Origin of the sequence: Pseudomonas sp. KBN12P06040 (genome assembly GCF_037574965.1) — a bacterium.
Classification (GTDB): Bacteria; Pseudomonadota; Gammaproteobacteria; order Pseudomonadales; family Pseudomonadaceae; genus Pseudomonas; species Pseudomonas aeruginosa.
Genome location: NZ_JBBELS010000001.1, coordinates 5,661,988 through 5,684,667, shown reverse-complemented (window position 1 = coordinate 5,684,667; position 22,680 = coordinate 5,661,988). Strand labels below are relative to the sequence as shown.

21 protein-coding genes are annotated in these 22,680 nt (G+C 69.0%); 12 read left to right on the top strand and 9 right to left on the bottom strand.

Annotated features, from left to right (window positions below):
- The first annotated feature begins 21 nt into the window (after positions 1–21).
- The 4 genes from mdlC to VQ067_RS26850 all read left to right on the top strand — a co-directional run bounded on the left by mdlC (position 22) and on the right by VQ067_RS26850 (position 5,888).
- On the top strand, positions 22–1,608 hold the full coding sequence (gene mdlC, locus VQ067_RS26865; RefSeq protein ID WP_015503737.1) for a benzoylformate decarboxylase: 1,587 nt from the start codon (positions 22–24) through the stop codon (positions 1,606–1,608).
- 86 nt (positions 1,609–1,694) lie between these two features.
- Positions 1,695–3,035: an MFS transporter gene (locus tag VQ067_RS26860; protein ID WP_003135480.1), complete on the top strand. Its 1,341-nt coding sequence runs from the start codon at positions 1,695–1,697 to the stop codon at positions 3,033–3,035.
- A 22-nt stretch (positions 3,036–3,057) separates the two neighbouring features.
- Positions 3,058–4,527: an aldehyde dehydrogenase family protein gene (locus VQ067_RS26855; protein ID WP_033990025.1), complete on the top strand. Its 1,470-nt coding sequence runs from the start codon at positions 3,058–3,060 to the stop codon at positions 4,525–4,527.
- Between the two features lie 107 nt (positions 4,528–4,634).
- Positions 4,635–5,888, top strand: coding sequence for an OprD family porin (locus tag VQ067_RS26850; protein WP_033984403.1), 1,254 nt, complete (start codon positions 4,635–4,637; stop codon positions 5,886–5,888).
- Between the two features lie 144 nt (positions 5,889–6,032).
- Here VQ067_RS26850 and VQ067_RS26845 read toward each other — a convergent pair whose 3' ends face one another.
- Entirely contained in the window at positions 6,033–8,969 is a 2,937-nt protein-coding gene (locus tag VQ067_RS26845; RefSeq protein ID WP_277424053.1) for a TonB-dependent receptor, read from the bottom strand.
- Positions 8,970–9,167: 198 nt separating this feature from the next.
- On the opposite strand from VQ067_RS26845, the gene VQ067_RS26840 reads away from it, so the two are divergent.
- Positions 9,168–9,704, top strand: coding sequence for a sigma-70 family RNA polymerase sigma factor (locus tag VQ067_RS26840; RefSeq protein WP_003095533.1), 537 nt, complete (start codon positions 9,168–9,170; stop codon positions 9,702–9,704).
- Complete coding sequence (locus VQ067_RS26835) at positions 9,697–10,719, top strand: FecR family protein (protein WP_033990027.1); 1,023 nt, start codon at positions 9,697–9,699, stop codon at positions 10,717–10,719. The genes VQ067_RS26840 and VQ067_RS26835 overlap by 8 nt, the downstream gene beginning before the upstream one ends.
- Positions 10,720–10,734: 15 nt before the next feature.
- On the opposite strand, the gene VQ067_RS26830 is transcribed toward VQ067_RS26835, so the two are convergent.
- The 5 genes from VQ067_RS26830 to desT form a co-directional block, all read right to left on the bottom strand.
- Complete coding sequence (locus VQ067_RS26830; protein ID WP_009314328.1) at positions 10,735–11,307, bottom strand: HupE/UreJ family protein; 573 nt, start codon at positions 11,305–11,307, stop codon at positions 10,735–10,737.
- A gap of 29 nt (positions 11,308–11,336) precedes the next feature.
- Positions 11,337–11,951 carry an urease accessory protein UreG gene (gene ureG, locus VQ067_RS26825; RefSeq protein ID WP_003095530.1) on the bottom strand — a complete coding sequence of 205 codons (615 nt, stop codon included), beginning with the start codon at positions 11,949–11,951 and terminating at the stop codon, positions 11,337–11,339.
- Between the two features lie 10 nt (positions 11,952–11,961).
- Positions 11,962–12,633: an urease accessory protein UreF gene (locus tag VQ067_RS26820; RefSeq protein ID WP_003095528.1), complete on the bottom strand. Its 672-nt coding sequence runs from the start codon at positions 12,631–12,633 to the stop codon at positions 11,962–11,964.
- A complete protein-coding gene (gene ureE, locus VQ067_RS26815; protein WP_003095526.1) occupies positions 12,630–13,133 on the bottom strand; it encodes an urease accessory protein UreE in 504 nt (167 codons plus the stop codon). The genes VQ067_RS26820 and ureE overlap by 4 nt, the downstream gene beginning before the upstream one ends.
- Before the next feature lie 229 nt (positions 13,134–13,362).
- The gene (gene desT, locus VQ067_RS26810) at positions 13,363–13,992 is read right to left on the bottom strand and encodes a TetR family transcriptional regulator DesT (RefSeq protein ID WP_003095524.1); all 630 of its coding nucleotides are present in this window, start codon (positions 13,990–13,992) and stop codon (positions 13,363–13,365) included.
- A gap of 158 nt (positions 13,993–14,150) precedes the next feature.
- On the opposite strand from desT, the gene VQ067_RS26805 reads away from it, so the two are divergent.
- The 3 genes from VQ067_RS26805 to VQ067_RS26795 all read left to right on the top strand — a co-directional run bounded on the left by VQ067_RS26805 (position 14,151) and on the right by VQ067_RS26795 (position 17,896).
- On the top strand, positions 14,151–15,251 hold the full coding sequence (locus VQ067_RS26805; RefSeq protein WP_009878223.1) for a ferredoxin reductase: 1,101 nt from the start codon (positions 14,151–14,153) through the stop codon (positions 15,249–15,251).
- On the top strand, positions 15,248–16,360 hold the full coding sequence (desB, locus tag VQ067_RS26800) for a fatty acid desaturase DesB (protein WP_004347735.1): 1,113 nt from the start codon (positions 15,248–15,250) through the stop codon (positions 16,358–16,360). The genes VQ067_RS26805 and desB overlap by 4 nt, the downstream gene beginning before the upstream one ends.
- A 219-nt stretch (positions 16,361–16,579) precedes the next feature.
- The gene (locus VQ067_RS26795; RefSeq protein WP_003095519.1) at positions 16,580–17,896 is read left to right on the top strand and encodes an MFS transporter; all 1,317 of its coding nucleotides are present in this window, start codon (positions 16,580–16,582) and stop codon (positions 17,894–17,896) included.
- Here the strand turns inward: VQ067_RS26795 and VQ067_RS26790 are convergent.
- Positions 17,887–19,278 (bottom strand): heavy metal sensor histidine kinase, encoded by a 1,392-nt coding sequence (locus tag VQ067_RS26790; RefSeq protein WP_031636770.1) that lies wholly within the window; start codon positions 19,276–19,278, stop codon positions 17,887–17,889. The two genes, VQ067_RS26795 and VQ067_RS26790, sit on opposite strands and share 10 nt — an antisense overlap.
- Entirely contained in the window at positions 19,257–19,946 is a 690-nt protein-coding gene (locus VQ067_RS26785; protein WP_003123548.1) for a heavy metal response regulator transcription factor, read from the bottom strand. Before VQ067_RS26785 ends, VQ067_RS26790 begins: the two co-directional genes overlap by 22 nt.
- Before the next feature lie 137 nt (positions 19,947–20,083).
- On the opposite strand from VQ067_RS26785, the gene VQ067_RS26780 reads away from it, so the two are divergent.
- The 3 genes from VQ067_RS26780 to VQ067_RS26770 are packed head-to-tail and all read left to right on the top strand — an operon-like array spanning position 20,084 to position 22,139.
- A complete protein-coding gene (locus VQ067_RS26780) occupies positions 20,084–20,707 on the top strand; it encodes a hypothetical protein (protein ID WP_033990030.1) in 624 nt (207 codons plus the stop codon).
- Positions 20,708–20,760: 53 nt separating this feature from the next.
- Positions 20,761–21,375, top strand: coding sequence for a cytochrome b/b6 domain-containing protein (locus VQ067_RS26775; RefSeq protein ID WP_031636769.1), 615 nt, complete (start codon positions 20,761–20,763; stop codon positions 21,373–21,375).
- Positions 21,372–22,139 carry a molybdopterin-binding protein gene (locus VQ067_RS26770; RefSeq protein ID WP_031636768.1) on the top strand — a complete coding sequence of 256 codons (768 nt, stop codon included), beginning with the start codon at positions 21,372–21,374 and terminating at the stop codon, positions 22,137–22,139. Before VQ067_RS26775 ends, VQ067_RS26770 begins: the two co-directional genes overlap by 4 nt.
- Before the next feature lie 113 nt (positions 22,140–22,252).
- On the opposite strand, the gene VQ067_RS26765 is transcribed toward VQ067_RS26770, so the two are convergent.
- On the bottom strand, positions 22,253–22,525 hold the full coding sequence (locus VQ067_RS26765; RefSeq protein ID WP_009877165.1) for a hypothetical protein: 273 nt from the start codon (positions 22,523–22,525) through the stop codon (positions 22,253–22,255).
- Positions 22,526–22,680: the final 155 nt, after the last annotated feature.

The following is a 22,680-nucleotide window of genomic DNA, read 5'->3' as shown; positions in this document are numbered from 1 at the left end:
GAAACGAGCTTGAAGGCCTGCATGAAAACCGTCCATTCCGCGTCTTACGAGATCCTCCGTCGCCACGGCCTGACCACCGTCTTCGGCAACCCCGGCTCCAACGAGCTGCCGTTCCTCAAGGACTTCCCCGAGGATTTCCGCTACATCCTCGGCCTGCACGAGGGCGCGGTGGTCGGCATGGCCGATGGCTTCGCCCTGGCCAGCGGCCGCCCGGCCTTCGTCAACCTGCATGCGGCGGCGGGCACCGGCAACGGCATGGGCGCGCTGACCAACGCCTGGTACTCCCATAGCCCCCTGGTCATCACCGCCGGGCAGCAGGTGCGCTCGATGATCGGGGTCGAGGCGATGCTCGCCAACGTCGATGCCGGACAACTGCCCAAGCCGCTGGTGAAATGGAGCCACGAGCCGGCCTGCGCCCAGGATGTGCCGCGCGCGTTGAGCCAGGCGATCCAGACCGCCAGCCTGCCGCCGCGGGCGCCGGTGTACCTGTCGATTCCCTACGACGACTGGGCGCAACCGGCGCCGGCCGGCGTCGAACACCTGGCCGCGCGCCAGGTCAGCGGCGCCGCGCTGCCGGCGCCGGCATTGCTGGCCGAACTCGGCGAGCGCCTGTCGCGCTCGCGCAACCCGGTGCTGGTGCTCGGTCCGGACGTCGACGGGGCGAATGCCAACGGCCTGGCCGTGCAACTGGCGGAGAAGCTGCGGATGCCGGCCTGGGTCGCGCCGTCGGCCTCGCGCTGTCCGTTCCCCACCCGCCATGCCTGCTTCCGCGGCGTGCTGCCGGCGGCCATCGCCGGGATCAGCCGGCTGCTGGACGGCCACGACCTGATCCTGGTGGTCGGCGCGCCGGTGTTCCGCTATCACCAGTTCGCCCCCGGCGACTACCTGCCGGCCGGCGCCGAGCTGGTGCAGGTCACCTGCGATCCCGGCGAAGCAGCACGGGCGCCGATGGGCGACGCGTTGGTCGGCGACATCGCGCTGACCCTCGAGGCACTGCTCGAACAGGTCCGCCCCAGTGCGCGGCCGTTGCCCGAGGCGCTGCCGCGACCGCCGGCGATGGCTGAGGAGGGCGGACCGCTGCGGCCGGAAACCGTGTTCGACGTGGTCGATGCGCTGGCGCCGCGCGACGCCATCTTCGTCAAGGAGTCGACTTCCACCGTGACTGCCTTCTGGCAGCGCGTGGAGATGCGCGAGCCGGGCAGCTACTTCTTCCCGGCCGCCGGCGGACTCGGCTTCGGCCTGCCGGCGGCGGTCGGCGCGCAACTGGCGCAGCCGCGGCGGCAGGTGATCGGGATCATCGGCGACGGCTCGGCCAACTATGGCATCACCGCACTCTGGAGCGCCGCGCAATACCGTGTGCCGGCGGTGTTCATCATCCTCAAGAACGGTACCTACGGCGCCCTGCGCTGGTTCGCCGGGGTGCTCGAGGTGCCCGATGCGCCGGGGCTCGACGTGCCCGGCCTGGACTTCTGCGCGATCGCCCGCGGCTATGGCGTCGAGGCACTCCACGCGGCCACCCGCGAAGAGCTCGAAGGTGCCTTGAAGCATGCCCTGGCCGCTGATCGCCCGGTTTTGATCGAGGTGCCGACGCAAACCATCGAACCCTGATGTTCCACGGCGCCGCCCCATGCCAGAGTGGGCGGTGCCGACCGACGCCCGCGTGCGCCCATAACAAGAACAAGAGAGAGGTTGGTATGAACAGGCAATCCGCTGCGGCGGTGATCGACGCTGCCCGCTTTAACCGTACTCACTGGCTGATCCTCGGCTGGGGGTGTTTCATCATGCTGTTCGACGGCTACGACATGGTCATCTACGGCTCGGTGGTGCCACGCTTGATGCAGGAGTGGCAGCTGAGCCCGGTGCAGGCCGGCACCCTCGGCAGTTGCGCGCTGTTCGGCATGCTCTTCGGCGGCACCCTGCTGGCGCCGCTGGCGGACCGTTTCGGCCGGCGCCGCCTGGTGATCGCCACCACCCTGCTGGCGAGCCTCGCCGCCTTCCTCACCGGGCACGCCCGCGACCCGCTGGAACTGGGCGCCGGACGCTTCTTCACCGGCCTGGCGCTGGGCGCGCTGGTGCCCAGCGCGATCAACCTGATCAGCGAATTCGCTCCGGCCGGGCGGCGCAGCACCCTGGTCACGGTGATGTCGGCCTTCTACTCGGTGGGCGCGGTGCTCTCGGCGCTACTGGCGATCGCCATGATCCCCGCCTGGGGCTGGCAATCGGTGTTCTACGTGGCGGTGCTGCCGGTACTGGCGGTGCCGCTGATGTTGCGCTGGTTGCCGGAGTCGGCGGCGTTCCTCGAACTCAAGGGCCGCCGCGCCGAACTGGACGCGCTGCTGCGCAAGGTCGATCCCGACTACCGGCCCGGCGCCGAGCGGGCGAACGCTGTCGCGGCCGAAGCGCCGAGCGGACGGGTCGCCCAGTTGTTCGAGGGGCGCCAGGCACTGGGCACCCTCTTGCTGTGGGTGGCCTTCGCCATGTGCATGCTGATGAGCTACGGGCTCAACACCTGGTTGCCGAAGCTGATGGCCGGCGGCGGCTACGCCCTCGGTTCGAGCCTGGCGTTCCTCGTCACCCTGAATGTCGGGGCGACCCTCGGTGCGTTGTTCGGCGGCTGGCTGGCCGACCGCCTCGGCGCCGGCCGCACCCTGGTGCTGTTCTTCGCCCTGGCCGCGGCCTCCCTGGCGGCCCTCGGCCTGGGGCCAGGCCCCTGGCTGCTCAACGGCCTGCTGGTGGTGGCCGGCGCCACCACCATCGGCACCCTGGCGGTGATCCATGCCTACGCCGCGCAGTTCTATCCGGCCTGGGTGCGCTCCACCGGGGTCGGCTGGGCCGCCGGTGTCGGCCGCCTCGGCGCCATCGCCGGGCCGATGCTCGGCGGCAGCCTGCTGGCCCTGGAGCTGCCGTTCCAGCAGAACTTCCTGGCCTTCGCCGCGCCTGGCGTGATCGGCGCGCTGGCGATCGCCTGCATCCACCTGCGGCCGCGCGTGCCGGCGGAAGTGTCCGTCGACGCGACGGCGAAGAAACCCCTGTGATTTTCGAAAGAGGAGAAGAGCGATGAGCGATTCCCGTTATACCGACCTCGGTCTCCAGCCCCTGGCCGGCGAGTGGCGCCACGGCCGGGCCGGCCGCCGGCTGAAGGTGAGCAATCCGTTCGACGGCAGCCTGCTGCTGGAGATCGAGCAGGCCGACCGCGACGACCTCGGTGCCGCCTACGCCAAGGCCGCCGAGGTCCAGCCGGCATGGGCCGCGCTTGGCCCCTCGGCACGCGCGGCGGTGCTGTACAAGGCGGTGGAGGTGTTCGACCGCCGCCACGAGGAGATCGTCGACTGGCTCATCCGCGAGTCCGGCAGCACCCGCCTGAAGGCCGAGATCGAATGGGGCGCGGCGCGCGCGATCACCCTGGAGTCGGCGTCGTTCCCGGCACGGGTGCACGGGCGCATCGTCGAGTCCGACGTGCCGGGCAAGGAAAGCCGGGTCTACCGCAGCGCCATCGGCGTGGTCGGGGTGATCAGCCCGTGGAACTTCCCGCTGCACCTGACCCAGCGCTCCATCGCCCCGGCCCTGGCGCTGGGCAACGCGGTGGTGGTCAAGCCGGCCAGCGACACGCCGGTCTGCGGCGGACTGCTGCTGGCGCGGATCTTCGAAGAGGCCGGGCTGCCGGCCGGGCTGTTCAGCGTGGTGGTCGGCCCCGGCAGCGAGATCGGCGACGCCTTCGTCGAGCACCCGGTGCCGGGCCTGGTGACCTTCACCGGGTCGACCCCGGTGGGCCGCAACATCGGCCGCATCGCCAGCGGCGGCGCGCACCTCAAGCACGTGGCGCTGGAGCTGGGCGGCAACAGTCCGTTCGTGGTGCTCGGCGACGCCGACCTGGAGCAGGCGGTGAATGCCGCGGTGTTCGGCAAGTTCCTCCACCAGGGGCAGATCTGCATGGCGATCAACCGCATCATCGTCGAGGACAGCCTCTACGACGCCTTCGCCGCGCGCTTCGTCGAGCGGGTCAAGGGTCTCCGCGTCGGCGATCCGCAGCGCGCCGATACCGCGGTCGGGCCGATCGTCAACGCGCGCCAGCTCGAAGGCCTGCTGGAAAAGATCCGCCTGGCCCGCCAGGAAGGCGCCAAGCCGCTGTACGAGGGCGGCGTCGATGGGCAGTTGCTGGCTCCGCACGTATTCGGCGAGGTCAGCGCGACGATGGAGATCGCCCGCGATGAAATCTTCGGCCCGCTGGTCGGCCTGCTCCGCGCGCGCGACGAGGCGCATGCGCTGGAGTTGGCCAACGCCAGCGAATACGGGCTGTCCAGCGCGGTGTTCAGCCGCGACCTGGAACGCGCGGTGCGCTTTGCCCGCCAGCTTCGCGCGGGGATGACCCACGTCAACGACATTCCGGTGAACGACGAGGCCAACGCGCCCTTCGGCGGCGAGAAGAACTCCGGACTTGGCCGCTTCAACGGCGACTGGGCCATCGAGGAATTCACCACCGACCACTGGATCAGCGTGCAGCACGCGCCGCGCCAGTACCCGTTCTGACCCTGGCGGCGGGGCCCGCGCCCCGCCGCTGACCCGACCGTCGTCGCTAGGTGGCCCGCAGAGGCTGCCGGGGCCCGGTCGTCCCTGAAAAACGGAGCACAATAACAATGAAAATCCGTCGTAAAACCGCAGTCCCGCGCAATGCAGGGGCGGTCCTGCCGATGCTCGCCTGTCTTGCCGCGCAAGCTGCCGAGGGCGGCTTCCTGGAGGAGGCGAAGACCGACCTGGTCCTGCGCAACTATTACTTCAACCGCGATTTCCGCGACCACGATGCCGGCAAGAGCCTGGTGGACGAGTGGGCGCAGGGCTTCATCCTCAAGTTCAGTTCCGGCTATACCCCGGGCCCGGTCGGCGTTGGCCTCGACGCCATCGGCCTGTTCGGTGTGAAGCTGAACAGCGGACGTGGCACCAGCAATTCCGAGCTTCTTCCGTTGCACGATGACGGTCGCGCGGCGGACGACTATGGGCGTGTCGGCGTGGTCGCCAAGCTGCGCGTTTCGGCCAGCGAATTGAAGATCGGCGAGATGCTCCCGGACATTCCGCTGTTGCGCTACGACGACGGACGCCTGCTGCCGCAGACGTTCCGCGGCTTCGCCGTGGTTTCCCGAGAGCTGCCGGGCCTGGCCCTGCAGGCCGGACGCTTCGACGCGGTGAGCCTGCGCAATTCGGCGGACATGCAGGACCTGTCGGCCTGGAGCGCGCCGACGCAGAAATCGGACGGTTTCAACTACGCCGGCGCCGAATACCGCTTCAACCGCGAGCGCACCCAACTGGGCCTGTGGCACGGGCAACTGGAGGACGTCTACCGGCAGAGCTACGCCAACCTGCTGCATAAGCAGCGTGTCGGCGACTGGACCCTGGGCGCCAACCTCGGCCTGTTCGTCGACCGCGACGACGGCGCCGCGCGCGCCGGCGAGATCGACAGCCATACCGTCTACGGCCTATTTTCTGCCGGCATCGGCCTGCACACCTTCTACCTTGGCCTGCAGAAGGTCGGCGGCGACAGCGGCTGGCAGTCGGTCTACGGCAGCAGTGGGCGGAGCATGGGCAACGACATGTTCAACGGCAACTTCACCAACGCCGACGAACGCTCCTGGCAGGTTCGCTACGACTACGATTTCGTCGGCCTCGGCTGGCCCGGCCTGATCGGCATGGTCCGCTACGGCCATGGCTCGAACGCCACCACCAAGGCCGGTAGCGGCGGCAAGGAATGGGAGCGCGATGTCGAACTCGGCTACACCGTGCAGAGCGGTCCGCTGGCGCGGCTCAACGTGCGCCTCAACCACGCCAGCAACCGACGCAGCTTCAACAGCGACTTCGACCAGACGCGGCTGGTGGTGAGTTACCCGTTGTCGTGGTGACGGACGCTGTCTCGCCGCTCCTCCGGACAGTTCCGGAGGGACGGGGAGCGGGAGGCCCGGTGCTTCGGCGGATAACCGCTGGGCGGTTATCCGCCCTACCGGAGCGGCGCTCCGCCGACAACGCCTGGAGGGGGAGAGGGCGGCTCAGAACTTCGCCTGCATCCCCACCCGCAGGGTACGCCCGGGCGCGGGCATGAAACTCTGTGCCAGCGGGTCGAGGTAATAGCGGTCGGTAAGGTTCTGCAGCGAGGCATTCAGTTCGGTGTGCTCGAACAGCTTGTACTTGAGGAACAGGTCGAACAGCTGCACCGAGCGGTACTCGATCTGCGGTGTGGTGGCGCCGACCTGCCAGGGCTTGTCCGCCGTGGCGGTGGGGCCGGAGGTATAGGTCATGCGCCCGCCCAGGGTCAGGGCCTGGTCGAAGAAGCGCAGGCCGGCGGTCAGGTTGGTCGCCAGCCGCGGCGGGTTCTGCGTGTTGGTATAGGAGCCCATGAAGCTGCCCGGTGTGCAGTTCGGCGTGTTCTCGGTGCGCTGGTAGCGGTTGGCGCCGGCGCGCAGCCTGGCGGCGAAGGCGGCGTCGCAGGTCTCGGTCTTCAGGTAGTAGGTCGCCGACAGGTCGGCGAACACCCGCCCTGCGTCGTAGTGCGATTGCAGTTCGAGACCGCTGGTGCGGTAGCTGTCGGTGTTGCTGAAGGTCATCAGGCCCATCTGGCCCGGATCGTAATAGCGGGTGATGTAGTTCTTGATGGTGTTGTTGAAGTAGGCCAGCTTGATCGCCGCCGAGTCGCCGTCGGCCAACAGGCTGTCGCGCAGCGCGCTGGCACCGATCTCCCAGCTGCGCGAACGCTCGGGCTTGAGGTCCTTGCCCGGCTCGACCTGGAGAGTGCCCTGGCTGGTCTCGAACAGCGACGGCAGGCGCAGGCCTTCGGTGTAGGAGGCGTAGACGAAGGTATCCGGGGCCAGCTCGAAATTGATCCCGAATGCCGGCGAGAAACCGCCGCCGCGGCTGCTGCCCTTCTTGCTGTAGTTGTAGCCGGTGACCACGTTGGTGACCCGCGAGGGATGGACCGTCACGTTGGCCGGGCCGAACTCGTCGAAGGGAATGCCTTCGAACGGATTATTGGTGTTGTTGGTGACGATGCCGTTGTTGAGGCGCGGATCGGTGGCGTCGGTGTACTGGCCGTTCTGGTCGGGGAACCACATCATCGAGCCGTAGTAGCCGGGCCTGCTCACCGTGATGAAGCGCATGTCGCGATCCTCGCGCCGCGGCGAGGCGGAGATGCCGTTGTCCTTGCTGTTGAAGTGGCTGTAGCGGCCGCCGCCCCATAGTGTCAGGCGCTCGACCGGCTTGAACTCGAGCTTGCCGTTGAGGCCGTATTCCTGGCGGGTGGCGTCCCTCAGGGTGCGGTTGGCGTTGATGTCGTGGAGGGTGGTGACCACGCTTTTCTGCGGCTGGATGTCTTCTACCTGGAACGAGCCGCCGAGGTCGAGCTTGAAATCGCCGAAGTCGGTTTCGAAGCGCGCCACGTTGTTCAGGTCGCCGCCGATGCGCCGGTTGTCCTGGCGCGTCCAGTTGCGGTCGGAGCGATAGGCCTGGGAGCGCGGTGCCAGCACCGAGGTCAGCATGTCGCTCTTCGCCTCGGTCATCCACAGGCCGGTACTGAGGTCCACCAGCGGATTGTTCTCGGGCAGGTAACGGTAGCGTGCGGTGTAGGTGTCGATCTTCACTTCGCTCAATGGGTACTGGTAGATGCCGGCGGTGCCGAAACGGAAGATGTCCGACGGCATGATCTCCCCGGTGCGCCCGTCGTAGCGACGATAGCCGAGGTCCAGGGTGTGCTCGTCGGCGATGCGCCAGGTCGCCTTGAGCAGGTAGGACTCGGTCTCCGACGACGAGTTGAGCACTTCCTCTCCTGCGTTGTAGACCTTGGCTACGCTGCTTTCCTCGCGACCGTAGCGGTTGTAGACGCGATAGCGGTCCTGGCCTTTCTTGCCGGAAAAGTAGTTGCCCTGATTGCGCTGCGCATAGGCGGCGACCAGGTCCAGATGCTCGTTGCGGTAGGCGAAGGCGGCGCTGCCGGACTTGGCCTGGGAGCCGAACAGGCTGCCGCGGTCATCGTGCGGCACGCTGCTGAGATTCTCGGTCTTCGAACTGGCGCTGCGGTGCTGCGGGGCGACGCCGTTGTTCCAGACGTTGCCGGTGAAGCGCATGCCGAGGTCCTTGCCGTCCACCAGGATGTCCTTGACGCCGATGGTGCGCATTTCCACGCTGCCGCCGATCGCGCCCGAGCGGGTCGAGGGACCCTTGTCGACGGTCACGCTGCTGACCAGGTCGGGATCGATGTAGCTGCGCTGCTGGGTGCCGGCGTAGCCTCGGTAGACGTCCAGCGCCTGCTCCGCGCCGTCGACCCGCACCGCCACCCGGCTCTGCCCCTGGATGCCGCGGATGTTGACGTCCAGCGCGCCACCGTTGCGGCTGTCGCCGATCTGTACGCCCGGGATGCCCTGGAGCAGGTCACCCACGGAAACCCGGCCGAAGCGGTCGATGTCTTCGCTGGAGAGGTACACCGACGAGCGCGGCGCGGTATAGGTTTCCTTCTGCGGATCGGCCAGCTCGGCGGCCGAGACCACCACCGGCGACAGGTCGGCCGGGGCTTCTCCGGACATGCGCGGCTCGACCAGCAGGTAGGCGCCGGAGGTTCCCGCCGCGACCTGCAGGCCGGTGTTCGACAGCACTCGCTGCAAGCCTTCCAGTACGCTGTAGCGGCCCTTGAGCGCCGGCGCGGTGCGGCCGCGGGTCAGCGCGGGGTCGAAGGACAGCAGCAGGCCCGACTGGCTGGCGAAGGCGCCCAGGGAGGCGCCCAGCGAACCCGCCGGGATGTCGTAGCTGCGCGGCGTGGCGTCGTCCAGGCGGGTAGCCGCGCTGTGCTGGCCGACGCTCTGCGCGTGGGCCAGGCCGCCGCCGAGCAGGCCGGCGCCGACCGCCGACAGGCCGAGCAGGGCGCAGCGCAGGGCAAGGGTGAGCGGGGAGAGGCGCGACAAGGGACGCGCCAGGCTGGGGATAGGGCGTTGTAGGGACATGACTTCTTCGCTCGCAGGGTTGGCGCCCGTCATTGCGGGCTCTCATTCCCTCTGTCGCACGAGATCGGAAAAGGGATATTTCGGGTTCGGCGGGGCCGGTCGAGGAAGGGCGTCGGCATTGTGGTCAGCGGAAAATTAGTGATAATAGTTTTCATTTGCGATTGAAGCCAGCCGACTATTCCGATGAATGCGCCTCCGATGAATGCGCCAAGCCCCTGCCTGCAAGCGGACCGCGACTGCGTCGCCACGCTCTACCGTGAAAACCATGCCTGGTTGCGCAACTGGCTGGCCTACCGCCTTCGCTCCTGGGGACGTGGCGTGGCCGACGACCTGGCCCACGACACTTTCCTGCGCATCCTCGCCAGCCGCGATGGCGGCCAGCGTGACGCGATCCGTCAGCCGCGCGCCTACCTCACCCGCATCGCCAACTGCGTGCTGGTCAGCTGGCGCCGTCGCCAATCGCTGGAACTCGCCTGGCTGGAGGCCCTGGCCACGTTGCCCGAGCCGTTGCAGCCGTCGCCGGAACAACAGAGTGTGATCGTCGAGACCCTGCACGAGATCGACGCGCTGCTCGACACCCTGCGACCGCGGGTGAAACAGGCATTCCTGATGGCGACGCTGGACGGCATGAAGCAGAAGGACATCGCCCAGGCGCTGGGCGTCGCGCTGCCGACGGTGAAGAAGTTCATCCACCAGGCCTACGTGACCTGCCTGAGCCTGATGCCCGATGAATGACCGCGCTTCCAGCCGGGCGCCGCAGGCGGGCGATACGGAGCTTTCCGGGCCGCCGGCCGCCGAGGCGATCGCCCCGCAGGTGCTCAGGGAGACCGCCTCCTGGCTGCTGCTGATGCAGGAGGGGCCGCTGGCTCCGGCGCAGCAGGCCGAGCTGGAGTCCTGGCGCTCGCGCAGCCCCGAGCACCAGCGCGCCTGGCGGCGTGCCGAGCGTCTGCTGGCGAATATCGGTTCGCTGCCGCCGGCGTTGGCCCGGCGTGCGCTCGAGCGTCCGTCCGGCAGCGGCCGGCGCGCGGTCCTGCGCGGCCTGGCCCTGCTGCTCGGCGGCGCACCGCTGGTCTGGTGGGGATGGCGCGCCCAGGTCTGGCGCGACGGCTTCGGCGCCGACTACCTCACTGTCGTCGGCGAGCGGCGCGATCTGGTGCTGGAGGACGGCAGCCAGGTCGAGATGAACACCGACAGCGCGCTGGACGTGCGCTACGACGCCGGCCAGCGCCTGCTGCGCCTGTATCGCGGAGAGATCTACCTCCGCACCGCGGCGGATCGGCGCGAGCCGCCGCGGCCGTTCCTGGTGCGCACCGAACAGGGCCTGATGCGCGCGCTGGGTACCGCCTTCAGCGTCCGACGCGAGGGCGCAGAGACAGTGCTGGCGGTGTACGAAGGCGCGGTCCAGGTGCGTCCGGAGGGCGCCGCGAGCGCGGCGGATGGCCGGGTGATCGAGGCTGGCCAGCGGGTGCGCTTCGATCGCCAGCGGATCGGCCCCGTCGAGTCCGCCAGCGAGGCCGCGCTGGCCTGGCGCCAGGGCCTGCTGGTGGCCGACGACATGCCGCTGCGGCAGTGGGCGGGAGAACTGATGCGCTACGGGGGCGAGAGCATCGAGTGCGAGCCGTCGCTGGACCCGCTTCGGGTCTCCGGCACCTTTCCCATCGACGACCTGCCGCTGGCCCTGGCGATGCTGGCGCAGACCCATGGCCTGCGCCTCGTGCACCAAGGTCGGCGGGTGCTGATCAGGCGCTGAGGGAGGCGCGGCGGCTCAGCCGGCCAGCAACCAGACCCCGGCGCCCGCCGAGGCCAGCCCGGCGAGACGTACCAGGGGCGCGGCCGCCTGCGGCAGGAAGCGCACCAGCGCGTAGCCGGCGGCGTGCAGCGCGGCGGTGGCGGCGACGAAACCGAGCGCGTACAGCCAGGGGCTGGAGAGGTCCGGCAGCTCCAGGCCGTGGGCGACCCCGTGGGCCAGGGCGAACAGCGCGGTGGCGGCCATCGCCAGCGCCAGCGGCGGGCGCACGGCGAGGGCCACGCAGAGGCCGAGGGCGAGCACCGAGGCGGCGATGCCGGTCTCCATGAACGGCAGTTGCAGGCCCTCGAAGCCGAGCAGCCCGCCGACCAGCATGGTGCCGACGAAGGTGCAGGGCAGGGCGAGGCGCGCGGCTCCCTGTTGCTGGGCGGCCCAGAGGCCGACGGCGAACATCGCCAGCAGGTGGTCGAGACCGGTGAGCGGATGGGCGAGGCCGGCGACCAGGCCGTGTTCGCCGTGGCCGGGGTGGGCGAAGGCCAGCGCCGGCGCGGCGAGCAGGACGAGGGCGGCGAGCAGCTTGGGCAGTTTCATTGGCGGTTCCTTGTCGTTGCGAAGTGGCGTCAGGCGGCGGTCAGCAGGCCCTGGCGCTCGATGAAGGCGATGATTTCGTCCAGCCCCTGGCCGGTCTTCTGGTTGCTGAACACGAACGGCTTGTCGCCGCGCATGCGCCGGGCGTCCCGGTCCATCACGTCGAGGGAGGCGCCGACCAGCGGCGCCAGGTCGATCTTGTTGATCACCAGCAGGTCCGACTTGCAGATGCCGGGGCCGCCCTTGCGCGGGATCTTGTCGCCGGCGGAAACGTCGATCACATAGAGGGTCAGGTCGGACAGCTCGGGGCTGAAGGTGGCCGACAGGTTGTCGCCGCCGGATTCCACCAGGATCAGTTCGAGGCCGGGGAAGCGCCGGTTGAGCTGGTCCACCGCCTCCAGGTTGATCGAGGCGTCCTCGCGGATCGCCGTGTGCGGGCAGCCGCCGGTTTCCACGCCGATGATCCGCTCGGGGGCGAGGGCCTCGTTGCGCACCAGGAACTCTGCGTCTTCCTGGGTATAGATGTCGTTGGTGACCACCGCGAGGTTGTAGCGCTCGCGCAGTTCGCGGCACAGGGCCAGGGTCAGGGCGGTCTTGCCGGAGCCCACCGGACCGCCGATGCCGACACGCAGGGGTTGGGATGTCATGGGGTTTCTCCTAGGAACGGAACAGACGGCTGTACTGGGTTTCGTGGGTCATGCTGGCCAGCGCCAGGCCGAACGCGGCGCTGCCCTCGACGGCGGGCCGTCGCAGCGCCTCGGCGCAGGCGCGGTCGAGTTCCGGCAGCAGGCTGGAAGCAAGTTTCTGCGCGGCCAGTTGGCCGAGCGGCAGGGTTTTCATCAGCACCGCCAACTGGTTCTCCAGCCAGCTCCAGAACCAGGCACTGAGCGCCTCCTCGGCGTCCAGGCGCCAGGCGCGCGCGGCCATCGCCCAGGCGGCGGCGAGATTGGGCGGGTCCTGGCGCGCCAGCCAGGCGCGGCCGGGAGCGTCGAGTTCGGGCAGGGCTTCCAGCAATTGGTGCAGGGAAAAGCCCATCTGCCGGCTCTCCTGGGCCAGCTCGCGGGTCTCGCGGCTGGCCCTATGGCGCTCGCTGGCCGCATCGCAGGCGGCCCAGTCGCCGATCAACGCGGCGCGCAGCAGGCCGGCCAGCAGCGGCGCCTCGAAGCGCGCCAGGTTCAGTTGCAACTGGTCGACCAGCCAGGTCCGCGCGCTCTCGGCGTCGCGCACCCAGCCATTGTCGAGGGCCGCCTCCAGGCCCTGGGAATAGCTGTATCCGCCGATCGGCAACTGCGAGCTGGCCAGGCGCAGGCGCGCCCAGATGCTGTTCACCGGCGCACGCCGAACTGGTGCAGGCGCGGCGCGTAGTTGAACTCCGCCTCGCCATGGTGCGAGTGGTGGTGGCCTCCGCCGTAGGCGCCGTGCTCCGGCTGGAACGGCGCCTCGATGGCCTCCACCGTGGCGCCGAGCTGTTCGAGCATGGCTTTCAGCACGTAGTCGTCGAGCAGGCGCAGCCAGCCGTCGCCGACCTGCAGGGCGACGTGACGGTTGCCCAGGTGGTAGGCGGCGCGGGTCAGTTCCAGCGGGCTGGCGCAGGTGACGTGGAGCAGACGTTCGGAGCGGGCGACGACCCGCACCAGGCGACCGTCGCGGGCCTCCAGGCAGTCGCCGTCGGCCAGCGGCGGCTGGCCGCGCTCGAGGAACAGGCCGACCTCCTCGCCGCTCGCCGCGAAGCAGCGCAGGCGGCTTTTGCTGCGCGCCTCGTAGGTCAGGTGGAGTTCTTCGTCCCAGCGGGGCGAGCGGGCGGGCAGGCGTTGGTGAATGACCAGCATGGGCAGTTTCCGCAATGCGACAGGAAAGGAATCACAACAAGCACCAGCAAGGGCCTTGCCAGGTCGATGCGGGACGCCTGTACCGGGAAAACGGGGCCATAGGGATGTAACAAAATATTGCAGAGCGCCAGGTTGGTGCGCAACGACTTTTTTGCCGCACCGGAAAGGTGCGCGCGCGTCTAGTCCGCGGGCGAACGCCGAGCCGGAGGTCCGCTGGGGAGGTGTGGGGTCAGTCGGGCAGGCCGTGCCAGTGCTTGCCGCCGATCATGATGAAACGCAGTTGGTGGGTGATCTTCGCGGCCGGCATCAGGTGCGGCGGCAGGTCGGCGGCGGGTGGGTCGATCAGCTCCGGAAGGGTGGCGAAGACGGTCTTCACCACCAGGTCGGCGAACACGTCGAGGGCCGCGCCGTCGAGGTGCGGCATCTTGTTCAGCAGCGCCAGGTCGGCGGCCAGGTCGTCGGTGATGCGCTGGCGCAGGCTGGCGATGGCCTGGCGGATCGGCAACGAGCCGCCGTATTGCTCGCGGGCGAGGAAGAGGAACTGCGAGCGGTTGGCGCCGACCGCGTCGAGGAAGATGCGCACCGAGGCGTCGATCAGCCCGCCCAGTTCGAACTCGTTGCGGCGCACCGCGCGCAGGGTGGCGCGGAAGGTCTCGTCGACCTCGGCGACCAGCGCCAGGCCGAGCTGGTCCATGTCGCTGAAGTGCCGATAGAAGCCGGCCGGGACGATGCCGGCGGCGCGCGTCACTTCGCGCAGGCTGAGGCTGCCGAAGCCGCGCCCGCTTTCCATCAGGTGGCGCGCGGCGCTCATCAGCGCGTGGCGGGTCTGCTGTTTCTGTTCGGCGCGGGGTGAGGACATACGGCTTCCTTTGGCGGACCGGCGACTGTAGCAAAAGCCCCGCGACCCGGTCGAACCGGGGACGGCAGCGGTCGAAGGATACATCAGTGAACGCTTGTTGACTCGATTGCGCGGAACGGGCAAAGTTTTGTGAACGATCGTTCACTGAAATATTCTCGATGGCCTTGCTTCCCCTCGCTCTCCTGACCCCCTTGCTCGCACCCCTGCGCCGTCTCGCCGCCCGTGGCTGGCTGCGCGAGGCCGATGTCGACGGCCTGCTGCGCCACGCCCATCCGCTGGCGTCGCTGAACCGCCACTATGCGCGGGTCGAGGCACGCTACTGGGTGGCCGACGATATGCTCGCCCTGGCCCTGCGTACCGCCCCCGGCTGGCCGCCGGCGCGGCCGGGCCAGCACATCCAGCTGCTGGCGGAGCGCGACGGGGTGCGGGTCGGGCGCAGCTACAGCCTGACCCGGGTGGTCGGCGAGCGCCTGGAAATCGCCGTCAAGCGTCACCCGGACGGGCTGCTCTCGCCCTGGTTGTGCGAACACCTGGCGGTCGGCCAGCGTGTCGAGTTGCAGCCCGCGCAAGGCGATCTGCGCTGGCCGATGCAGGCCGAGGCGGTCTGCCTGCTGGCCGCCGGCAGCGGCCTGACGCCCTTGCTCGGCCTGCTCCGCGAGGCGCTGGAGAACGGCTATCGCGGTCCCGTGCTGTGGCTGCACTACGCCCGTCATCCCGGCCAGCGCGCCTGGCTCGGCGAGCTGGAGGCGCTGGCGGCGCGCCACCCGAACCTGGAGTTGCGCTGGAGCCTGACCCGCGGGGCGCGGGCCGATGGCTGCCTGGAGGGGCATTTCCAGCCGCGCCACCTGGACGGCTGGGCAGCCGACCTGGCGCGCAGCCAGGCCCTGGCCTGCGGGCCGGCGGCTTTCGTCGAGGCGGTGGGCGAGCAACTGGGGGCACGCTTCGCCGGCTTGCAGACGGAATCCTTCAGCGTCCCGCGCTGGCGCAGCGGGGAGGCGCCGCGCGAAGTGCGCCTGCGCTTCGCCCGGTCGCAGCGGGAAGTCTCCGGCGACAGCGCCGCCAGCCTGCTGGAACAGGCCGAGGCCCACGGCCTGCGCCCGGCCCACGGTTGCCGCCAGGGCATCTGTGCCAGTTGCACCTGCGTCCTGCTCAGCGGCTGCGTGCGCGACCTGCGCAGCGGCGCGCTGTGCAGCGAGCCCGGCCAGCCTATCCGCCTCTGCGTCAGCGCCGCCCACGGCGACCTGGCGCTGGACCTGTGAACCGACCTGCGAGCCCTGCGATGCGCGACGACCGCGAACTGACCCCGGAACAACTGGCGGCCTTCGGCGCCGAACTCGACGCCCTGCGCCAGCGTACCCTGGCCGATCTCGGCGCGGACGACGCGCGCTACATCCGCCGGGTCCGCGCGGCGGTGCGCGTCTGCTGCTGGAGCGGCAGGGCGCTGCTGATGTTCGGCTGGCTGCCGCCGACCTGGCTGCTCGGCAGCCTGCTTCTCGGCCTGGGCAAGATCCTCGAGAACATGGAACTGGGCCACAACGTCATGCACGGCCAGTACGACTGGATGAACGATCCGGAATTCGCCGGCCGCGCCTACGAGTGGGACATCGCCGGGCCGTCCGACTTCTGGCGGCACACCCACAACCATATCCACCACACCTACACCAACGTGCTGGGCAAGGACGACGACGTCGGCTACGGGGTCGTGCGCCTGTTCCCGGAGCAGCGCTGGAAGCCGTTCTACCGCTGGCAACCGCTGTGGGTGACGCTGCAGGCGCTGCTGTTCCAGTACGCGGTGGCGATCCAGCATCTGCGCCTGGACAAGTACGCCAAGGGGCGCCTGGACAAGGCCGAACTCATGCCGCTGCTACGCCGCCTGCGTGCCAAGCTGGGTCGCCAGTGGACCAAGGACTACCTGCTGTTCCCGCTTCTCGGCCTGTTCGCCGGCGGCTTTGGCGCGGTGTTCGTCGGCAACCTGCTGGCCAACGTGCTGCGCAACCTGTGGACCTTCACGGTGATCTTCTGCGGCCACTTCACCGAGAAGGCGGTGGTCTTCCCGCCCTCGGTGCTGGAGGGGGAGACCCGTGGCCACTGGTACCTGCGCCAGTTGCGCGGCTCCAGCAACCTGGAGGGCGGGCCGCTGTTCCACATCCTGACCGGCAACCTCAGCCACCAGATCGAGCATCATCTCTACCCGGACCTGCCGGCGCGTCGCTACGCCGCGCTGTCCCGCGAGGTCCGCGAAATCGCCCGGCGCTACGGGCAGACCTACAACAGCGGACGCCTGGGACGGCAATTCCTCACTGTCTTGCGGCGCATCTGGGTATATCGGCTGCCGCCGCGCGAGCCGCTCCCGGCGGGGCGCAGCTGAGCCGACGGAACGCTCGCGGCGCCCGTGGCGGGGCCGCTCCGGAGCGGGGATAATGCCGCCCTGTGCGCCGCGACGTGGCTTCCGGCCGCCGCGCGGCGTCGGAGTCTCGCCGAACGCAGGACGGCCTGCGCCCGCGATCGGCCAGCAGCGTCGATCCTTCCCGAACCTATCAATGCTCGGCGGATGCCGGCCGTGGGGCCCGTCCGTCCAGGAACCGTCATGTTCAGCCCGCTCGTCACCTTTCCCGCGCTCTACACCGCCACCCTGCTCATGCTGGCCGGCTCCGGCCTGTTCACCACCTACATCGGCCTGCGCCTGACCCAGGAAGGCGCAGGCGACCTGTGGGTCGGCGGGCTGATGGCGTCCTACTATTTCGGCCTGGTCTGCGGTGGAAAATTCGGACACAAGCTGATCGCCAGCTTCGGCCATATCCGCTCCTACGTGGCTTGCGCCGGGATTGCCACCGTGACCGTGCTGCTGCATGCCCTGGTCGATCAGCTGGAAGTCTGGCTGCTGCTGCGCTTCATCACCGGTGCGGTGATGATGAACCAGTACATGGTGATCGAGAGCTGGCTCAACGAGCAGGCCGAGAGCCACCAGCGCGGCAAGGTGTTCGCCGGCTACATGGTCGCCGTCGACCTTGGCCTGGTGCTCGGCCAGGGCCTGCTGGCGCTGAGCCCGACCCTCGACTACAAGCCGTTGCTGCTGGTCGCCATCTGCTTCGCCTCGTGCCTGATCCCGCTGGCCATGACCCGTCGCGTGCACCCGGCCAAGCTGGTCGCCGCGCCGCTGGAAGTGCGTTTCTTCTGGCAACGCGTGCCGCAGGCGCTGGGCACCATCTTCATCGCCGGCCTGATGGTCGGCGCCTTCTACGGCCTGGCGCCGGTCTACGCCAACCGCAACGGCCTGGATGCCTCGCAATCGAGTTTCTTCGTCGGCATGTGCATCGTCGCCGGTTTCTGTGCGCAGTGGCCGCTGGGCTGGCTGTCCGACCGCCTCGACCGCAGTTGGCTGATCCGCGGCAATGCGGTGCTGCTGTGCCTGGCCTCGATCCCGATGTGGGGGCTGGTGACGCTGCCGTACTGGCTGCTGCTGGCCAACGGGTTCGTTACCGGCATGCTGCTGTTCACCCTCTACCCGCTGGCGGTGGCGCTGGCCAACGACCACGTCGAGCAGCCGCGCCGGGTCGCGTTGTCGGCGATGCTGCTGACCACCTACGGGGTCGGCGCCTGTATCGGCCCGCTGGTGGCCGGCGCGCTGATGCGCCACTTCGGTCCGGGGCTGTTCTACATGCTGGTGTCCGGCTACGCGGTGCTGCTGGTGTTCTGGGTGCAGCCCAAGCGCGTCACCGGCGAACACCGGGTCGACGAGGCGCCGCTGCAACACGTGGCGATGCCGGACACGGTCAGCCCGATGGCCGCCACCCTCGACCCGCGCGTCGAGGAAGTGCCGGAGGAGTTGGTGGTGGAGGCGCCGGCGAATATCGGCCGCTCCGACGGTGAGCCGGACGCCGGCGAGAAGCCCGCTCAGTCCTGAGCCGGGAACGCCAGCTCGAAGCGGATGCGTCCCGGAGCCGGGGCGCTCGCTTCGGCGCGGCCGCCGTGCAGGCGCATGATCGCCTGGACGATGGCCAGGCCGAGACCGCTGGACTGGGCGTCGCTGCGCGCGGCGTCGCCACGGTAGAAGCGGTCGAACAGGCGCGACAGCGGCTCGGCCGGCAGCCTGTCGCAGGCGTTCTCCACGCTCAGCAGGAATTCCCCCGAGCGGCGCAGGCCGCGCACTTCGATCAGGCTCTCGGCGCTGGCGTAGCGGATGGCGTTGGCCAGCAGGTTGCTCAGCGCCCGGCGGAACAGTTGCGGATCGGCGCGTAGCTGGCCGCTGATCTGGATGTCGAGGCTCAGCCCACGTTCCTCGGCCAGCCCTTCGAAATACTCCGCCTGGCGCCGCAGCTCTTCGCCCAGGTCCAGGCGGCTGCGCTCCACCGCTGCCCGCACGTCGTCGGCGCGAGCGAGGAACAGGATGCTCTCGACCATCCGCGCGATGCGCTCCAGCTCTTCCTGGTTGGAGGCGATCAGCGCCTGGTACTCCTCGTTGCTGCGCGGCTGGCGCAGGGCCACCTGGCCGTGGCCCATCAGCGAACCGATGGGCGTGCGGATCTCATGGGCGAGGTCGGCGGAGAACTGCTGCAGGCGCTGGTAGCCGTCGTCTAGGCGTTCGAGCATGGCGTTGAACGACTGTGCCACCTGCTGCAACTCGGCAGGCGCGGCGGCGACGTCGAGGCGGGTATCCAGGCTGGTCGGATGGATCTCCGCCGCCTTCGCCGCCAGCGTGCGCAGCGGGCGCAGGCCGTGGCGCAGGACCAGCCAGCCGAGCAGGGCGGTGCCGAGGAACGCCAGCAGCACGGCGGCGATGACCCGGTCGCGGTACTGGGCGAGCATCCGCGTCTCGCCCAGCAGCAGGTGCGCGGCGGTGATCTGCAACGGCTCGCGGCCGCCGACCAGGACCTCGGCGGCGAGCACGCGCATCGGGATGCCGTCGTGGGTCAGTGCGGCGTGCACGACGGACGGATTCAACGCCTGGCCGGCGGCGACCACCCGTAGCGACGGCAGGCGTTCGTGGCGCGGGTTGACCGCGACGATCGGCGCCTCGCCGGGCTGGCCGAGGAGCAGGATGTCCTGCTCGTTGCCGAGCATGTTCTCGAACAGACGTGGGCGCGCCTTCAGCTCGGCCAGGGTGAGGTTGTCGCGCAACAGGTTGCGGAAGTGCTCGACCCGGCCGGCGACCATCACGTCGCTGCGCCGCAGCATCGCCTCTTCCACCGAGCGGTACAGGTAGAAGCCGACCGCGCTGACCACCAGCGCCGCCACCGCGGCGAACAGCAGCGCCGCGTAGAGGGTCAGGGAGCGGCGGGCGGGCACGGGCGCTCCTCGCAGACGTAGCCGATGCCGCGCACGGTATGGATCAGCTTGTTCGGGAAGGGATTGTCGACCTTGGCGCGCAGGCGCTTGATCGCCACGTCGACGACGTTGGTGTCGCTGTCGAAGTTCATGTCCCAGACCTCCGAGGCGATCAGGGTGCGCGACAGCACCTCGCCTTCCCGGCGCATCAGCAGGTGCAGGAGGGCGAACTCCTTGTTGGTCAGGGCGATCACCTGCCCCTGGCGGCTGACCTTGCGCCGCAGCACGTCCAGGTGCAGGTCGGCCAGTTGCACCTGCTCTGCCTCGCGGACCACGCCGCGGCGCAGCAGGGTACGGATACGCAGCAGCAACTCGGTGAAGGAGAAGGGTTTCACCAGGTAGTCGTCGGCACCCAGTTCGAGGCCGCGGATACGGTCCTGCAACTGGTCGCGGGCGGTGAGGAAGAGCACCGGCACATCGTGCTTCTTGCGCAGCACTTCCATGATCTGCCAACCGTCCAGGCCGGGCAGCATCACGTCGAGGACCACTAGGTCGTAGCGGTTCTCCAGCGCCAGGTAGAGACCGTCGGCGCCGTGCTGCGACCAGTCGACCGCATAGCCCGACTCGCCGAGGCCCTTCTTCAGGTACTCGCCGGTCTTCGTATCGTCTTCGATCACCAGGATGCGCATGTCTCGTTCCCCCTCGTTCGCCGCCATTCTAGCCAGCGCGCGGCGCGGACTCGGTGACATTTTTGTCATGCGAAAGTCATCTCCGGGTACCGCCGGCGGGGCGACCATCGAGGCTCAACCCCACCGAGGATCGACCGATGCTTCGACTCAAGGCTTCCCCCGCGCTGCTCTTCGGCCTGCTCCTGGCCAGTGCCGCCAGCTTCGCCGCGCAACCGACTGCGGGCATGCTGCAGCCGCTGCGCGGCACCATCCAGCAGGCCGCCGACGACCACCTGCAACTGAAGGCCCGCAACGGCCAGCAACTGACGGTCAGGCTCACCGACAAGACCGCGATCCGCGCCGTGTCGCTGGCGAAGCCGGAGGACATCCAGCCCGACAGCTTCATCGGTACCGCCGCCGTGCCGCAGCCCGACGGCACCCTGAAGGCCCTCGAGGTGCATGTCTTCGCCCCCAGCCTGCGCGGCAGCGGCGAAGGCCACCGGCCCTGGGAGAACGCCGATGGCAGCGCCTCGACCATGACCAACGGTACGGTCGGCAACCTGGTGGTCAGCCAGGGCCGGCGCATGACGGTGAAATACGGCGATGGTGAGAAGACTGTGGTGGTGCCGGACGACGTGCCCATCGTCAGCCTGGAGCCGGGCGAGCGCAGCCTGCTCAAGCCTGGCGCCAAGGTCGTGCTGTTCCCGCAGAAGGGCGCCGACGGCAGCCTCACCGCCCTGGCCATCTCGGTCGGCAAGGACGGCGTGACCCCGCCGATGTGAGGTTTCGCCGGGACGGCGCGTCCGTCCCGGCCGGGTTTCCTGGGAGAAAAGCCATGAACCGTGCGTTGCACGCCTGGCCGGTGAGACTCTGCCACTGGCTCAATGCCTATGCCATGGCCTGCCTGATCGGCAGCGGCTGGGGCATCTACAACGCTTCGCCGCTGCTGGATTTCCGTTTTCCCGCCTGGGCTACCCTCGGCGGCTGGCTCGGCGGTTCCATCGCCTGGCATCTCGCCGCCATGTGGCTGCTGCTCGGCAACGGCCTGTGCTACCTCGCCTACGGACTGTCCAGCGGGCATTTTCGTCGCGACTTCCTGCCTTTGAGCGCGGCCGGCGTCTGGCGCGACCTGCGCCTCGCCCTCGGCCTGCGCCTGGTGCATGAGCCGGGCCGCTACAACGCGGTGCAGCGCCTGCTGTACTGGCTGGTCCTGGGGCTCGGTGCGCTGCTGGTGCTGTCCGGGCTGGCGATCTGGAAACCGGTGCAACTGCACGGGCTGACCGCGCTGTTCGGTGGCTTCCAGGGGGCGCGCTGGGTGCATTTCCTGGCCATGGCCGGGGTCGTCGGGTTCGTCGTCGTGCACCTGCTGCTGGTGCTGTTGGTGCCGCGCACCCTGGTGCCGATGATCATCGGACGCGAGTGGCGGCGCGGACGGAGGAGCGGAGGATGAAGGGGCCGGAGAAGAAGCGCGCGAAGATCGCGATCGACCCGCCCAGCGAGCGGCAGATGGTCGATTTGCAACGCCGCCTGCTGTTGCGCGGCGGCCTGTCCCTGGGCGCCCTGGCGATGCTCTCGGGGTGCCGGCTACAGGATGGCGATTCGGTCGACAAGGTACTCTGGGCCATGTCGCGCTGGAACGACCGGGTCCAGGCCTGGCTGTTCAGCCGTACGCGGCTGGCGCCGACCTTCGATCCGTCGCAGGTGGCCTCGCCGTTCCCCTTCAACGCGTTCTACCCGGCCTACAACGTGCCGGAGATCGACCTGCCGGAATACCGCCTGCAGGTTTCCGGGCGGGTCCGCGACAAGCGCCCCTGGAGCCTGGAGCAACTGCGCCGGCTGCCGCAGGCCAGCCAGGTCACGCAACTGATCTGCATCGAGGGCTGGAGCGCGATCGGCCAGTGGAGCGGAGTGCCGCTGCGCACCTTTCTGGAGCTGGTCGGCGCCGACACCTCGGCGAAGTACGTCGGCTTCAAGTGCGCCGACCGCTACTACTCCAGCCTCGACATGCCCAGCGCGCTGCATCCGCAGACCCTGCTGGCGCTGGAGATGTCCGGGCAGGCGCTGCCGGAGGAGAACGGCTATCCGCTGCGCCTGCGGATTCCCACCAAGCTCGGCTTCAAGAACGCCAAGCACGTGGTGGAGATCTTCGTCAGCAACAGCAATCCCGGAGGTTACTGGGAGGACCAGGGCTACAACTGGTTCAGCGGAGTCTGAGGCGGGAGAGTGCGGCTTGCCTCGGGCCATGCGCCCAGCGCGACAGGGATGGGAAAATAGGAAAGCCCCGCATCGAGCCGGGCTTTTCTCGCGCCTTGCGGCGTAACGAGCGGTCAGGCGGTGCGCAGGTCGAAACGGCTCATGCTGCGATGCAGGCGGTCCACGGTCTGTTCGCTGCCGTTGTCGGCCAGGCGGGCTTCGGCCTTGGTCATGTCCTTGTGCAGGCGGTCGATGGTCTGCTCGCTGCCGTTGTCGGCGATGCGCAGTTCGACGCTGGACATGTCCTGGTGCAGCCGGTCGATGGTGCGGCTGGAGCCATCGGCGGCGAAGGCGGCGTTGGCGGTCAGGGTGGCGAGGGCGAGGCCGAGGATCAGGGAAGCTTTCATGACGGTGACTCCGAGTGGGTTGTCGATTGCGTTGGAGTCATTTTCAGTTCGGATAAATCGATTTAAAAACGAAGTGCGATGATAGTGTCTATCGACATGGGTGATTATGTGTTTTCTTATTACTTATCAGTAAGTTAGTTTATTATTTTTGTGAT